Origin of the sequence: Actinacidiphila bryophytorum (assembly GCF_016916835.1) — a bacterium.
Taxonomy (GTDB): Bacteria; Actinomycetota; Actinomycetes; order Streptomycetales; family Streptomycetaceae; genus Actinacidiphila; species Actinacidiphila bryophytorum.
In genome coordinates, this window is the sequence record NZ_JAFFIX010000008.1 from 1 (window position 1) to 14,292 (window position 14,292).

General features: G+C 70.7%; 12 protein-coding genes. 7 read left to right on the top strand and 5 right to left on the bottom strand.

What is annotated here, in order from left to right:
- The 6 genes from JT723_RS35085 to JT723_RS13815 form a co-directional block, all read left to right on the top strand.
- Positions 1–551, top strand: a 551-nt coding sequence (locus tag JT723_RS35085; RefSeq protein WP_443608058.1) for a fascin domain-containing protein, incomplete at its 5' end; no start/stop codon positions are given.
- A gap of 170 nt (positions 552–721) precedes the next feature.
- Positions 722–2,290 carry an MFS transporter gene (locus JT723_RS13795; RefSeq protein WP_205044887.1) on the top strand — a complete coding sequence of 523 codons (1,569 nt, stop codon included), beginning with the start codon at positions 722–724 and terminating at the stop codon, positions 2,288–2,290.
- Positions 2,291–2,399: 109 nt separating this feature from the next.
- Positions 2,400–3,566: an ABC transporter ATP-binding protein gene (locus JT723_RS13800; protein ID WP_205044888.1), complete on the top strand. Its 1,167-nt coding sequence runs from the start codon at positions 2,400–2,402 to the stop codon at positions 3,564–3,566.
- The gene (locus JT723_RS13805; protein WP_205044889.1) at positions 3,563–4,288 is read left to right on the top strand and encodes an ABC transporter permease; all 726 of its coding nucleotides are present in this window, start codon (positions 3,563–3,565) and stop codon (positions 4,286–4,288) included. Before JT723_RS13800 ends, JT723_RS13805 begins: the two co-directional genes overlap by 4 nt.
- Positions 4,285–4,953: an ABC transporter permease gene (locus JT723_RS13810; protein WP_205044890.1), complete on the top strand. Its 669-nt coding sequence runs from the start codon at positions 4,285–4,287 to the stop codon at positions 4,951–4,953. The genes JT723_RS13805 and JT723_RS13810 overlap by 4 nt, the downstream gene beginning before the upstream one ends.
- Positions 4,954–5,112: 159 nt before the next feature.
- The gene (locus JT723_RS13815) at positions 5,113–6,120 is read left to right on the top strand and encodes an ABC transporter substrate-binding protein (RefSeq protein ID WP_251513127.1); all 1,008 of its coding nucleotides are present in this window, start codon (positions 5,113–5,115) and stop codon (positions 6,118–6,120) included.
- 58 nt (positions 6,121–6,178) lie between these two features.
- Here the strand turns inward: JT723_RS13815 and JT723_RS13820 are convergent, their stop codons facing one another.
- From JT723_RS13820 to JT723_RS13840, 5 genes are all read right to left on the bottom strand, one after another.
- Positions 6,179–7,927, bottom strand: coding sequence for a glycoside hydrolase family 35 protein (locus JT723_RS13820; protein WP_205044892.1), 1,749 nt, complete (start codon positions 7,925–7,927; stop codon positions 6,179–6,181).
- Between the two features lie 159 nt (positions 7,928–8,086).
- Complete coding sequence (locus JT723_RS13825; protein ID WP_205045129.1) at positions 8,087–9,079, bottom strand: LacI family DNA-binding transcriptional regulator; 993 nt, start codon at positions 9,077–9,079, stop codon at positions 8,087–8,089.
- Positions 9,080–9,258: 179 nt separating this feature from the next.
- Positions 9,259–10,596 (bottom strand): ABC transporter substrate-binding protein, encoded by a 1,338-nt coding sequence (locus JT723_RS13830; RefSeq protein ID WP_205044893.1) that lies wholly within the window; start codon positions 10,594–10,596, stop codon positions 9,259–9,261.
- Positions 10,597–10,651: 55 nt separating this feature from the next.
- The gene (locus JT723_RS13835) at positions 10,652–11,521 is read right to left on the bottom strand and encodes a carbohydrate ABC transporter permease (protein ID WP_205044894.1); all 870 of its coding nucleotides are present in this window, start codon (positions 11,519–11,521) and stop codon (positions 10,652–10,654) included.
- A 5-nt stretch (positions 11,522–11,526) separates the two neighbouring features.
- Positions 11,527–12,462: a carbohydrate ABC transporter permease gene (locus tag JT723_RS13840; RefSeq protein WP_205044895.1), complete on the bottom strand. Its 936-nt coding sequence runs from the start codon at positions 12,460–12,462 to the stop codon at positions 11,527–11,529.
- A 301-nt stretch (positions 12,463–12,763) separates the two neighbouring features.
- On the opposite strand from JT723_RS13840, the gene JT723_RS13845 reads away from it, so the two are divergent.
- Positions 12,764–14,266 (top strand): RICIN domain-containing protein, encoded by a 1,503-nt coding sequence (locus JT723_RS13845; RefSeq protein ID WP_205044896.1) that lies wholly within the window; start codon positions 12,764–12,766, stop codon positions 14,264–14,266.
- Positions 14,267–14,292 lie beyond the last annotated feature (26 nt).

Consider the following 14,292-nt stretch of genomic DNA (forward strand, 5'->3'; position numbering starts at 1 on the left):
GCTCCGGCTTCCTGGCCCTCGACGAGGACGGCACCGCCTGCTCCTCCGACTACTACCTGCGCCTGACCGGCGACGGCGGCCGCATGCTCAAGGGCCAGATCGCCCTCACCGCGACCCGCCCGACGAAGCCGACCACCGGCTCCACCGGCAGCCAGGGCACGGTGGTGAGCCTGCGAGCCCGCGCCAACGGGCAGTACGTCACCGCCGACGAGGGCGGCGCCTCCCCGCTGATCGCCAACCGCACCGCGATCGGGCCGTGGGAGCAGTTCGACCTGCTGGACCTGGGCGGCGGCAACGTCGCCCTGCGCGCCCACGCCAACAGCCTGATCGTCTGCGCCGACAACGCCGGGGCCTCCCCGCTGATCGCCAACCGCACCTCCGCCGGCGCCTGGGAGACCTTCCAGCTGGTCCACAACTCGGGCGGCACGGTCAGCCTCAAAGCCCAGGTGAACGGGATGTACGTGACCGCGGAGAACGCGGGCGCCGCGGCCCTGGTCGCCAACCGGACGGCCGTCGGCGGCTGGGAGCAGTTCGACCTGATCACCGGCTGAGCCGTACGGCAGGACACCGCACGCGCCACACCAGGCGGCGGGCGGGTCGCCCGGGCGCGGCATCCGGGTGACCCGCCCGCCCGTCGGGTGGCGTCGGGGACGCCGCTGGCAGAACGTGGTGGCCATCATGCCCGCGCCGGCGCGGGCGGCCGCCGGCAGCGAGGAGCACCATGACCGCCACTGCGAAGCCTGCCGCGGGGTCGCGGAACCTCGTACTCGCGGCGATGATCTTCGCGGTCGCGATGACCTTCATCGACCAGACCATCGTCTCGATCGCGGTGCCCGACATCCAGCGCGAGCTGGACCTGTCAAACACCGGTGTGCAGTGGGCGGTCAACGCCTACCTGCTCACGCTCGCCGCGCTCTTCGCCTACGGCGGCCGGCTCGCGGACACCGTGGGGCACCGCAAGGTCGTGGTGCTCGGCGTGGTGGTCTTCGCCGCGTCCTCGCTGCTGTGCGGGCTGACCCCGAAGGGCGGCGTGGCGCAGGCCTGGATCGTGGTCTTCCGAGCGGTGCAGGGCGCGGGCGGCGCCATCATGTTCCCTGCGGCGCTGGGCATCGTCGTGCAGACCTTCGCGCTGCGCGAGCGCGGCAAGGCGCTCGCGCTCTTCTTCGGCATCGCGGGCGGCCTCACCGCGGTCGGGCCGATCCTGGGCGGCTACCTCACCGAGTGGACGTGGCGGGCGATCTTCTGGGTCAACATCCCGGTCGCCGCGGTGGCCCTGGTGCTGATCGCGGTCTCCAAGCCCGTCACCGACCACCGCCCGGCGCCGATGGACTACCGCGGCCTGGTCCTGATCGCGGCCGGTGTGACGCTGAGCGTCTTCGGCTTCCAGCAGGCCGAGATCTGGGGCTGGGGAAACCCCGGCATCGGCCTGGCGATCGGCGCGGGCGCGCTGCTGCTCGTCGCCTTCGTCCTGGTCGAACTGCGGACCGCCGACCCGCTGATGCAGGTGCGCATCTTCCGCGACCGGGCCTTCAGGTTCGAGAACATCGTGCTGGGCATCACGATGCTGACCTTCATCCCGGTCTTCTTCTTCGTCAGCGAGTACGCGCAGATCGCGCTCGGCAAGTCCGCCTCGCAGGCGGGCCTGTACCTGCTGTACTTCTTCCTCGGCTTCATCATCGCCTCGCAGCTCGGCGGGCGGATGCTGGACCGCGGCGGCGCCAAGCGCCCGGTGGTGCTGGGGTGCGCGCTGTCGGCGGTCGGCTTCTGGCTGTGGGCGGGCAAGGTGACCGACCTGGACTTCTCCGACCAGACCTGGTCGGTGATCCTGGCCGGCGCGGGGATGGGCATGATGCTCACCCCGGCGAGCACCGACGCGGTCAACCGCGCCTCCCGGGTGTCGTACGGCGAGGCCACCGGTATCACGCAGACCGTACGCAACTACGCGGCCTCGCTCGGCCTCGCGGTGCTCGGCACCGTCTCGGTCACCGAATTCCGCGACCACCTGCGGCAGTCGCTGATCGCCCGCGGCGTCCCGGCACCGCAGGCCGCCGACCAGGCGGCATCGATGGCGCAGGCGCATTCCGGCGCGCAGGGCGGCGGGGGTTCGATCCCGGGCTTCGTCCGGATGGACTTCGCCGAGTCGACACGGACGGTGCTCTCCTGCATGGCCGGGATCATGGCCGTGGCCGCGGTGGTGGCCTTCCTCGGCCTCCAGGCGGGGTTGCAGGCCGAGCATCCGGAGGGTGAGGGCGCGGCCGCGCAGGGGCAGCAGGAGCCGCCGCGCACGTGAGGCCATGAGCGCCCGCGGGGGCCGCGGTCTAAACTCTCCTGGCACCGGCCTGTTCGAAGGTGACCGGAGACAGGCCGTCCATGCCCGATCCCGAGGGGTATTCGGCACTTTGATACAGATAGAATCAGTCACGAAGCGTTACCCCGACGGCACGACAGCGGTCGACGACTTGTCGCTCGACATCCCGGACGGCTCGATCACGGTTCTGGTGGGGCCGTCGGGTTGCGGGAAGACCACCACCTTGCGCATGGTCAACCGGATGGTCGAGCCGACCTCCGGCCGTATCCTGCTGGACGGCTCGGACATCACCGAGCAGCCGGTGAACGCCCTGCGCCGCTCGATGGGTTATGTCATCCAGAACGCCGGGCTCTTCCAGCACCGCACCATCGTGGACAACATCGCGACCGTGCCGCGCATGCTGGGCTGGGACCGCCGCAAGGCCAGGGAGCGGGCCAGGGAGCTGATGGGCAGGGTCGGCCTCGACGAGGCGCTGGCCAAGCGCTATCCCTACCAGCTCTCCGGCGGGCAGCAGCAGCGCGTCGGGGTGGCCAGGGCGCTCGCCGCCGACCCGCCGGTGCTGCTGATGGACGAGCCGTTCTCCGCGGTCGACCCGATCGTCCGCAAGAGCCTGCAGGCGGAACTGCTGCGCATCCAGCAGGAGCTGGGCAAGACCATCGTCTTCGTCACGCACGACATCGACGAGGCCATCAGGATCGGCGACATGATCGCGGTGATGCGCACCGGCGGCCGGCTGGCCCAGTTCGCCCCGCCGCAGGAGCTGCTCAGCTCCCCCGCCGACGAGTTCGTCGAGGACTTCCTCGGCACCGACCGCGGCATCAGGCGGCTGTCCTTCTTCACCTCGGACGGACTGGCGCTGGAGCGCGGCCCCGTCGTCGCGGTGGACGCCGGCGCCGAGCAGGTCGCGCGGGCTACCGCGGCGGGAGCGCCGTATCTGCTGCTCACCGACGCGGACGGCAAGCCGCTCGGCTGGGTGGCGCCGCAGGACGCGGCAGGCGGTGCGGACAAGGTCGCGGTGGGCAGTCTGCTGCCCTACGGGCGGCCCTTCGCGGCCGGGCGCGAGTCGCTGCGGGACGCGCTGGACTGCGCGGTGCTGTCCCCCACCGGGTGGGCGGTCGCGGTGGACGAGCAGGGCGCGGTGGCCGGGGTCGTCTCCCAGGAGGCGATCGGCGCCGCCATCCGCAGCGCGCACGCGGGCCAGCGGGAGGACGGCCCCGCCGTCCCGGTCCGCACCACCAAGGCCGAGGTGGCCACATGAGCGGCCCCGGCTTCTTCGACATACCCAGCGACCTGCAGAACTCCTACCTCGGCCTGGTCGGTCTGCACGTCGAGGAGGCGCTGATCCCGGTGGCGATCGGGCTCGCGGTGGCGCTGCCGCTGGGCCAGTTGTGCGTGCGCTTCTCCTGGCTGTACCCGCCGGTGCTGTGGATCACGACGGTGCTGTACGCGATCCCGTCGCTGGCCTTCTTCATCTTCCTGATCGACTACACCGGTGCGACCCGCACCACCGTGATGATCCCGCTGACCGTCTACAGCCTGGTGCTGCTGGTGCCCGCTTTCGTCGACGGCGTCAGATCGGTGCCGCAGGAGACCCTGTCGGCGGCCAAGGCGATGGGCTTCGGTCCTGTGCAGCGCTATCTGAAGGTGCAACTGCCCATCGCGGTACCGGCGATCATCGCAGGGCTGCGGGTCGCGGTGGCCTCCAGCATCTCGCTGGTCAGCATCGGCGCACTGATCGGCAACCAGGGCGCGCTGGGCAACCTGCTGCAGGACGCGATCCTCTACCACCGCTCCAACCTGGCGCTGAACTCGGTGCTCACCACCGCGGTGCTCGCGGTGCTGCTGGACATCGCGCTGGTGCTGCTGCGGATGGCGCTGACGCCGTGGATGCCGCGCAGCGGCCGGGCGGCCCGCCGCGCGGCGCGTGACGCGGCCGTCGAACCCGCGGGCCGCGCGGCACTGGAGGACGCGTCCGTATGAGCATCTTCCAGTTCATCAGCGACTTCTTCCGGGACAGCGCGCACTGGCACGGCCAGGACGGCATCCCGCACCGGGTGCTCGAGCACCTCGGCTACTCCTTCATGGCGCTGGGCATCGCGGCGGGCCTCGCGCTGCCGGTGGGCCTGGTCACCGGGCACACCGGGCGCGGCGGAAACGCGCTGGCGCTGATCGCGACCGCGGCACGCGCACTGCCCAGTTACGGGCTGCTGGTGCTGATGTTCTTCTGGCTGGGCATCGGGCTCACCCCGGTGATGATCCCGCTGGTCGCACTGGCCGTTCCGCCGATCCTGCTGACCTCCTACGAGGCGATGCGCACGGTGGACCCGGCCCCGGTGGACGCGGCGCGCGGCATGGGGATGGGTCCTGCCGCGGTGCTCTTCCAGGTCGAACTGCCCGTCGCGCTGCCGCTGATCCTCAGCGGTCTGCGGTCCGCGGCGATCCAGGTCGTCTCGACGACGGCCATCGCCGCGACGGTCTCGCTCGGCGGTCTCGGACGCTTCGTCATCGACGGGCTCTACCAGCGCAACTACGAGACCGTGGTGGGCGGCGCGACCCTGATCGCGGGTCTGGCGCTGGCGATGATCGCGCTGTTCTGGCTGGTCGGGCGAGTGGCCGTGTCCCCAGGTGTGCGGGGCGGCCGGTGACATGTGAACACCGTGTTTCGTATCCGTCATCGATACCTATCGGTGACCCTGACGCACTTGACGAGGTTTGAGGCCGCTGGATTGGATCAGTTGAAGTACGGAACCGACGTTCGGATGACAGCTGAACGCCATCCGAACCCACCCCCGGAAGCGGGAATAGTGACTTCACACACGCAGAGCAGCACGCACACTGGCCCTCGACACCTGCGAGCAGCGGCGATCGTCATCGCCGCAGCAACGGCCGCGGCGCTTCTCGCGGGCTGTTCCGACTCCTCCGACTCCTCCTCGTCGCCGTCCTCGTCCTCCGGCAGCAAGGGCAAGCCCAAGGACCCGCTGGCGGCGCCGCCCGCGGCGAGCGACACCGTCGTCGTCGGCTCGAACAACTTCGCCGAGAGCGTCCTGCTGATGGACGTCTACGGCGAGGCCCTCAAGGCCAAGGGCATCAAGGTCAGCTACAAGCCGGACATCGGCACCCGGGAGATCACCTACGGACTGGTCAAGAACGGCACGATCACCGTGCTGCCGGAGTTCAACGGCTCACTGCTGTCCTACCTCGACAAGAACGCCGCCCCCACCTCGGTGGAGGAGGCGACGGCCGCGCTCAAGGCCAAGCTCGACCCGGCGCTGACGATGCTCGACCCGGCGGCGGCCGAGGACAAGGACTCGGTCACGGTCAATGCGGCGACCGCCGCGAAGTACCACCTGACCAACCAGTCCACCATCGCCGACCTGGCCAAGGTGGGCTCCCAGATCACCATGGGCGGCTCGTCGGAGTTCCAGACCCGGCAGCAGGGCCTGGTGGGCCTCAAGGCGCTCTACGGCCTGGTGCCGAAGTCGTACAAGCGGCTCGACGCGGGTGGGCCGCTGACGGTGGCGGCGCTGAAGAACAACGACGTGCAGGCCGCCGACGTCTTCAGCACCGACGCGTCGGTGGCCCGGGAGAAGTTCGTGGTCCTGCAGGACCCGAAGAAGCTGTTCGGCTTCGCGAACGTCCAGCCCATGGTGTCCAAGACGGCCCTGTCGCCCGCCGCGGTCTCGGTGCTCAACGCCGTGTCGGCCAAGCTCGACACCACGTCGCTGCTCGACCTGGACGACCAGGTGCAGAACCAGAAGAAGGACCCGCGGGACGTCGCCCAGGCGTGGCTGAAGTCGGTCGGCCTGAGCTGATCCTGCCGCCCGTGCCGGGACGGTCCCGCGGGGGCCGGCCCGGCACGGGTGTCCCGCCTCACTCCTGGGTCGGCCCGAGGTCCGGGGTGTCCCGCAGGTCGACGGCCGCCCTGGTGGTGGCGTGCAGTTCCAGGACGACGATGTCGTTGTCGCCGGCCCGCAGCACGGGGCCTGGCACGTACAGCCGGTTCTGCGGGCCGCGCGACCAGTAGCGGCCCAGGTGGAAGCCGTTGGCCCAGGCGTTGCCCTTGGTCCAGCCGGTCAGGTCCAGATACGTGTCCGCCACCTCTTCCAGAGCCAGGACGCCGCGGTGGAAGGCCGGTCCCACCGGCGGGGTGTCCGTCCTGCCGAACGGCAGCGGCGCCAGGTCCGCGAGGTCCAGCGGGCGGCTGGTCCACCGGGGCAGCGGGCGCCCGTTGGCACGGACCTGTCCGAGCACACCCTTGCGGTCGTGGATGCCCCGGCCGTAGTTGACCCGGCCCTGGTTCTCCACCAGCAGGTCGAGCCGCGCGCCAGCGGCGGGCGAGGTGAAGGCCAGGGCCCGGTGGTGGCTCTCCCGCTCCAGGACCCCGGCCGGCTGCCCGGCGACGAAGACCTGCGCCCGGTCGGCGACGCCCTCGGCCTCCAGCAGCACGGGACCCGCGGCGGGCAGGTCGGCCGAGTAGAGCACGAACCCGAAGTCCTGGCCCAGCTCCTCCATGGTCAGCGGCCGCGGCCCCGGCACCGCGTGGCCCAGCAGCTCGGCCGCGGCCAGCAGCGGCACGCTCTGCGGCAGCCGCACGTCCAGCACGGTGAGCTTCTTCGACGGCGCGGGCAGCGGGGTGTCGGGCACGGGTGCGTGCCGGGCGATGACCTCGCGGAAGGCGGCGTACTTCGGGGTCGGGTCGCCTGCCTCGGTCAGCGGTGCGTCGTAGTCGTAGGAGGTGACGGTGGCACGGTAGGTGTGCTTGTCGTTGGCGCCGCTGGTGAAGCCGAAGTTGGTGCCGCCGTGGAACATGTAGAAGCTGACGCTGGCGCCGGCCGAGAGCACGGTGTCGAGTTCGGCTGCGGCGTCCGCTGCGGGCCGGGTGGTGTGGACGCCGCCCCAGCGGTCGAACCAGCCGTTCCAGAACTCGGTGACCATCAGCGGCCCCTGCTGCTGGTGGGCGCGCAGCAGCGCCAGGTTGCGGGCGGCGCCGCTGCCGAAGTTGGCGGTCGCGAGGACCCCGGGCAGGCTGCCGCGGGCCAGGTCGCCCGGCTGGTCGCAGGTGAAGAGCGGCACGTCCACGCCCTGGCGGCGCAGCAGTTCCGCCAGGTGCTCCAGGTAGCCGCGGTCGTCGCCGTAGGCGCCGTACTCGTTTTCGACCTGCACCGCGATGACCGGCCCGCCCCGGGTGGACAGATGCGGTGCCAGGCGCGGCAGCAGCATGCCGAAGTAGCCGTCGACGGCGGCCAGGTAGTGCGGGTCGGTGGTCCGCAGCCGCATGCCGGGCTCCGCGAGCAGCCAGGACGGCAGGCCCCCGCCCTCCCACTCGGCGCAGATGTACGGTCCCGGCCGCAGCAGGACGTGCAGGTCCTCTGCCGCGGCCAGGTCGAGAAAGCGCGGCAGGTCGAGCCCGCCGGCCAGGTCGAGGGTGCCGCGGGTGCGCTCGTGCAGATTCCACGGGATGTAGGTGTCGACGGTGTTCAGGCCCATGCCGCGTGCTTTGCGCAGCCGGTCCTGCCAGTGCGCCGGGTGGACGCGGAAGTAGTGCAGCGCACCGGAGATGATGCGGAACGGCTCGCCGTCCAGGAGGAAGCCGTCGGCGGCTGTCTGCAGTTCTGCCATGGTCTGCCTGTTCTCCCGAAGGGGCCGGTTTCACAAGATCGGATGTTTGCGTAACCATGTCGAGTCTGGTCAGTCCTCCGACCAGGTGTCAAGGCACGGCTGTTCGCAGGTCGGCGCGGGTGGTGCGGGGCTCGGCCCGCGGCGGGCGGGAGCGGGCGGTCAGCCCGCGGCGGGCGGCGGCGCGGTGCTCTGGCGCACCACAAGCCGGGTCGGGACCAGCGTGGTGCCGGTCTCCTCCTGGTTGTTGCGGATCTGCCGCAGCACCCCGTCCACGCACCGCCGGCCGACCTCGGAGAAGTCCTGGTGGACGGTGGTCAGCGGGGGCAGGAAGGAGGCCGTCTCGGGAATGTCGTCGAAGCCGACCACGCTGATGTCCTGCGGGACCCGGCGGCCCCGCTCGTGCAGCGCGCGCAGCACCCCAAGCGCCATCTGGTCGTTCGCCACGAAGACCGCGGTGCAGTCCGCCTCCTCGGCCAGCCGCAGCCCGGCGCGGTATCCGGACTGCGCCGACCAGTCGCCGCGCAGCGGCGCCGGCACCGCCCTGCCGCCCGCCTCCAGCGCCGAGCGCCAGGCGCCGACCCGGCGTTCGGCGGAGAAGGAGTCGGCAGGCCCCGCCACATGCCACACCGTGCGGTGCCCGAGGCCGAGCAGGTGCTCGACGGCCGCACGCGCCCCGCCGACCTGGTCGGTGTCCACGACGCAGTAGCGGTCGCCCGCGTTGGAGTCGGCGACCACCACATGGGCGTTGGGCGGCAGCGCGACCGTCACGGCGTCCAGCAGGTGGACCTCCATGAGGATGACGATGCCGTCCACGGCCAGCTCCCCCAGCCGGGTGAAGGCGCCGCGCACGCTGTCCTGGGTGGGGACGGCGACCGGGAGCAGCGTGGTGGCGTAGCCCTCGACCGCGGCGGAGGTCGCGATCGCCTCGATGGTGCGGGTGTTGCCGGTGCTGGAGAGGTTGAAGGTGATCACGCCGATGGTGTGGAACTGCCCGCTCTTGAGGGCGCGGGCGGCGCTGTTGGGCCGGTAGCCCAGCTCCTTCATCGCCTGCAGCACCTGCTTGCGGGTGGACTCCAGGACTCCGGCGTAGCCGTTGGAGACCCGCGAGACGGTCTGCGCGGACACCCCGGCCAGCTGGGCCACGTCGGCCATCGACGCGCCGCGCCTGCGCCGCGCCTCGGGGGCGCCGCTGTCTTCCGTACTGGCCGTGTCGCTGCTGTCCACTTGCTGCTCGCACCTCATACGTGGTTCGCCGGTGGTGCCGTGAACCGAAATTGTAGGTCGCGGGGGTGCGCCGGCCGCACTCCCCGCGACCTGCGGGGACGGCGGTGTCAGCCGACGCTGAAGCCCTGCTGCTTGGCATAGTCCAGTGACTTGTCCTGCCAGTTCTTCAGGCCCTCGGTCAGCGGGGTGCCGGAGACGTAGGCCTTGCCGACGGTGTCGTTGAAGACGGAGTTGGCGTAGACCTGGTAGGGCAGGTAGGACCAGCCGGGCAGGACGTTCTTGGCCGAGTCCGAGAAGATCCGGTTGGCCTGCTGGCCGCCGAAGTAGGGGAAGGGCGCGTCCAGGAAGGCCTGCGAGTTCAGGTCCGCGGTGGTCGCGGGGAAGGCGCCGCCCTTGATCCTGGCCTGGACCCCGGCGCCCTGGTTCGCGTACTGCAGGAAGGCGTAGGCCAGGGCCTTGCTGCTGCCGGCCTTCATCACCGCGAGCGAGCTGCCGCCGTTCTCGGCACTGGCGTGCTGCCCGGCCTGCCACTGCGGCAGCGGTGCCGCGCGCCAGTCGCCGGCGGCGGCCTTGACGCCGGAGGTGAAGTTGGCGGGCATCCAGGCGCCGGTGGCCAGGGTCGCGATGGTGCCGTCGCCGAGGCCCTTGTACCACTGGTCGCTCCAGGGGACGACCGGCGAGAGCAGGTGCTCGGAGATCAGCGGCTGCCAGACCTTGGCGAAGGCGGCGGTGCCCGCGTCGCTGTCGAAGCCGACCGAGACCTTGGTGCCGTCGACCTTGTAGGGCTTGCCGCCGGCCTGCCAGATCAGGCTGGTGGTCATACCGGCGTCGCCGGTGTCGCTGGTGATGTACGCCTTGGGGTCGGCCTGGTGGAGCTTGCGGGCGTCGTCCAGGTACTGGTCCCAGGTGGTGGGCACCGGCAGGTGGTATTTGTCGAAGACCTTCTTGTTGTAGAACAGCGCCATGGGGCCGGAGTCCATCGGCAGGCCGTAGACCCCGCCGCCGATGTTGACGGCGTTCCAGGGGCCGGGCGAGTACGTCTTGGCGAGGTCCTTGGCGCCGTATGCGCTCAGGTCGGCGACCGACTTGCCGAGCGCGAACTGGCTCAGCGCGTAGTACTCGATCTGGGCGACGTCGGGCACGCCCTTGCCGGCCTCCACGGCGTTCTGCAGTGCGGTGTACTGGTCGTTGCCGGTACCGGCGTTGACCAGGTTCACGTGCACCTTGGGGTACTTGGCCTGGAAGTCGGTGACGACCTGCTTGAGGGTCGGCTCCCACGCCCACACGGTGATGGAGCCGCCCTTGGCCAGCGCGGACGCGGCGGAGTCGGCGTCGGCGCCCGAGTCGGAGCCCGAGCCCCCCGACCCGCAGGCCGTCAGCCCCAGGGCGGCCGCGGCGGCCACCGCGATGCCCGGCGCCCAGCGGCGCAGCAGCTTGTTCGTCATCTGGATTCACTCCGTTGTGGGTGGTGGTCGGTGGGCAAGAGCAGGGGGGCTTGCGTCATTCCTTGACGCTTCCGGCGGCCAGGCCGGACTGCCAGTACCGCTGGAGCAGCAGGAAGGCCGCGATCAGCGGGACGATGGTGAGCAGCGAGCCGGTGATCACCAGGTGGAAGACGGGCTGGCCGCCGACGGTCGCGGCCTGCTGGTTCCAGGAGTTCAGGCCCAGCGTGAGCGGGTACCAGTGCGGGTTCCTGATCATGATCAGCGGCAGGAAGTAGTTGTTCCAGGTGGCGACCGTGGTGAAGAGCAGCACGGTGACGATGCCGGGGGCCAGCAGCGGCAGGCTGATCCGGAAGAAGGTCCTGATCTCCCCGGCGCCGTCCATGCGGGCGGCCTCCAGCAGTTCGTCGGGTATCGCCTCGGCGGCGAACACCCACATCAGGTACAGGCCGAACGGCGAGATCAGCGACGGCACGATCACCGCCCAGGGGGTGTCGGTCAGGCCGATCTTGCTGAACATCAGGAAGGTCGGCACCGCGAGCGCCGCACCGGGCACGGCGACCGCGCCGATGACCACGGCGAAGACCGCCCGCCGTCCGGCGAAGTCGAACTTCGCCAGCCCGTAGCCGCCCAGCACGGCCAGGAAGGTCGCGCCGCCCGCGCCGAGCACGACGTACAGCAGGGTGTTGAGCAGCCAGCGGACGAAGATGTGGTGGTCGTAGGTGAAGGTCTCGCTGACGTTGTCCCACAGGGCGAAGTGCCCGCTGAACCACAGGCCGAAGGAGTCGAGCAGCCGCGGCTGGGTCTTGGTGGCGTTGATCAGCAGCCAGCCGAGCGGCAGCAGCGAGTAGAGGGTCACCACGGCGGTGAGCCCGGTCAGCAGGACGCTGCGCCGGGGGCGTCCTGGTGTGCGGGTGGCGGTGCTCATACCGCTCACACCTCCTTCCGCATGCCGCGCAACTGGACGGCGTAGGCGACGATCATCGTGACCAGGCCCATCACGATCGCGACGGTGGCCGCGTAGTTGTGCTGCTGCCCGGCGAAGGAGAGGGAGTACGTGTAGTAGTTGGGGGTGAAGTAGGTGGTGATCGCGTTCGGGGCGAGGCTCTTGAGGATGCTGGGCTCGTTGAACAGCTGGAAGCTGCCGATGATCGAGAAGACGGTGGCGATCACCAGGGCGCCGCGGATCGCCGGGAGTTTGATGGCGGCGACGATCCGCCACTGCCCGGCGCCGTCGATCTCGGCGGCCTCGTAGAGCGATCCGGGGATCACCCGCAGCGCCGCGTAGAAGATGAGCATGTTGTAGCCGACGAACTCCCAGGTCACGATGTTGCCGATGCTGGCCAGCACCCAGCCGGGGGCGAGCGGGTCGGGGAAGGAGGTGTGCAGGTGCTCGTTGACGCTTGCCACCAGGCCGAAGCGTTTGCCGTACATGAAGCCCCACATCAGCGACGCCACGACGGCGGGCACCGCGTAGGGCAGGAAGATCGAGATGCGGAAGAAGTTCCTGCCGTAGAGCCGCCCGCTGTCCAGGGCCAGCGCGACCAGCAGCGCGACTCCCAGCATGATCGGCACCTGGACCAGCAGGAAGAGGCCCACCCGGCCGAGGCCCGACCAGAACTCGTGGTCGCCGAAGGCCTGCTGGTAGTTGTCGAGGCCGACGAATCGGGTGCCGCCGATCAACTGGCTGCGGTAGAGGCTCAGATAGACCGAGTAGCCGATCGGTGCCAGGAAGACCAGCGCGAAGACGATCAGGAAGGGGCTCACGAAGCCCCACCCGGCCCACTGCCTGCGGGATGCGGCGCGGGTGGGCGGGGCGGAGCCGCGGGTGGTCCGCTTCCCGGTCCCCGGCGGTGAGATGACGGCCATGGCTGATCCCTGACATGAGCGGGCAGGAGGAAGTTTGCGTAAACATCCGCCGTTGCATGCGGCCGACGTTTACGTAAACATTTCGGTGCGGCGATGCTGGCACCGCACCCGGGCGGCCGTCAAGGCTCGCAGCGGGAAGGGTTGCGCGGACCCTTGACGGGTCCCGGGCACGGGGCGAGACTTTCGACCGCCGAGGGATGGTTGCGCAACCATCCCCGGCGGGCCGGGCCTCCCAGCTCGACCGGCGGTCCCCCACCCCCGGCTCCGGTTTCCGCGTGTCCCACCTACGAAGAGGTGACGCATGTCCGCCCCACCGGTTCTGCTCACAGCACACGCACGGCCCGGCCTGCTCGCTCGTACCCGCCTGTGGCGGCTGCTGGCCGCCGTGCTCGTCGTCCTCGCCGGCGCGGTCGCCGGCGCCGCGCGGGCGCCCGCCGCGACCGCGGCCGTCTTCACCCCGGGCGCCGCCTGGCAGGACAGCTCAGGGGCGCCCCTGCAGCTGCACGGCCTGGGCATCGTCAAGTCCGGGTCGACCTGGTACGGCTTCGGCGAGAACAAGTCCGGCGAGTCGTCGAGTTCGGCGTCCTTCCAGTCCATCGCCTGCTACAGCTCGACCGACCTCGCGCACTGGAGCCGGCAGGCCGACGCGCTGACCCGGCAGGGCAGCGGGGACCTCGGCCCCGGCCGGGTGGTGGAGCGTCCCAAGGTGATCTACAACGCGTCCACCCGGACGTATGTGATGTACCTGCACATCGACAGCAGCTCCTACGGCGAGGCCAAGGTCGGCGTCGCCACCAGCAGTTCGCCCTGCGGGCCGTACTCCTACCGGGGCAGCTTCCAGCCGCTGGGGCAGCAGAGCCGCGACATCGGGCTCTTCCAGGACACCGACGGCTCCGCCTACCTGCTCACCGAGGACCGCGCCAACGGGCTGCGCATCGACCGGCTCTCCGCCGACTACCTGTCCGTCACCGAGTCGGTGCACCTGTTCGGCGACTACGAGGCACCCGCCATGGTCAAGGCGAACGGGCGCTACTACCTGTTCGCCTCCAGCCTGACCGGGTGGTCGACCAACGACAACGTGTACTCCACCGCCACGTCCCTGACCGGCAGTTGGTCCTCCTTCCGCACCTTCGCGCCGGTCGGCACGCACACCTACAACTCGCAGACCGCCAACGTGATCCCGGTGGCGGGCAGCAGCGGGACGACGTACGTCTTCGCCGCCGACCGGTGGACCACCGGCGACCTCGGCTCCTCCCCCGAGGTGTGGCTGCCGCTCACCCTGGGCGGCAGCACGGCCGTCGTGACGTGGCAGAACTCCTGGACGCTGGACGCGGCGTCCGGCACCTGGACCGGCACCTCGAACCCGGCCGACGGCACCTACCAGCTCACCGCTGCCCACAGCGGCAAGCGCCTGGACGTGAAGGACGCCGCCACCGCGGACGGCTCCGGAGTCGTCCAGTGGAGCGCCAACGGCGGCACCAACCAGCAGTGGCGGCTCGCCCGCACCACGGGCAGCACCTACACCGTCACCGGGGTCGGCAGCGGCAAACTCCTCGAGGTCCCGGGCAGTTCGACGGCCACCGGAACCCGGCTGGACATCTGGTCCGCGAACGCGGGCGCCAACCAGCAGTGGGTGCTCCAGGCGACCGGCAGCTACACCTCCACGGCCAACCGCAGCTACGTCCTGGTCAGCCTCTCCAGCGGCCTGGCCGCCGACGTGGTGAGCGGCTCCACCGCGGACGGCGCCGAGGTCGAGCAGTGGACGGCCAACGGCGGCGCCAACCAGACCTGGTCGCTGAGCTGACGCAGCGGCGGACACCCGCCATCACG

Excerpts from the sequence above, each read along its gene's own strand:
- JT723_RS13805 (WP_205044889.1), top strand. The coding sequence starts at position 3,563 with ATGAGCGGCCCCGGCTTCTTCGACATACCCAGCGACCTGCAGAACTCC.
- JT723_RS13820 (WP_205044892.1), bottom strand. The coding sequence starts at position 7,927 with ATGGCAGAACTGCAGACAGCCGCCGACGGCTTCCTCCTGGACGGCGAG.
- JT723_RS13840 (WP_205044895.1), bottom strand. The coding sequence starts at position 12,462 with ATGGCCGTCATCTCACCGCCGGGGACCGGGAAGCGGACCACCCGCGGC.
- JT723_RS13825 (WP_205045129.1), bottom strand. The coding sequence starts at position 9,079 with ATGGCCGACGTGGCCCAGCTGGCCGGGGTGTCCGCGCAGACCGTCTCG.
- JT723_RS13830 (WP_205044893.1), bottom strand. The coding sequence starts at position 10,596 with ATGACGAACAAGCTGCTGCGCCGCTGGGCGCCGGGCATCGCGGTGGCC.
- JT723_RS13845 (WP_205044896.1), top strand. The coding sequence starts at position 12,764 with ATGTCCGCCCCACCGGTTCTGCTCACAGCACACGCACGGCCCGGCCTG.
- JT723_RS13835 (WP_205044894.1), bottom strand. The coding sequence starts at position 11,521 with ATGAGCACCGCCACCCGCACACCAGGACGCCCCCGGCGCAGCGTCCTG.
- JT723_RS13795 (WP_205044887.1), top strand. The coding sequence starts at position 722 with ATGACCGCCACTGCGAAGCCTGCCGCGGGGTCGCGGAACCTCGTACTC.
- JT723_RS13810 (WP_205044890.1), top strand. The coding sequence starts at position 4,285 with ATGAGCATCTTCCAGTTCATCAGCGACTTCTTCCGGGACAGCGCGCAC.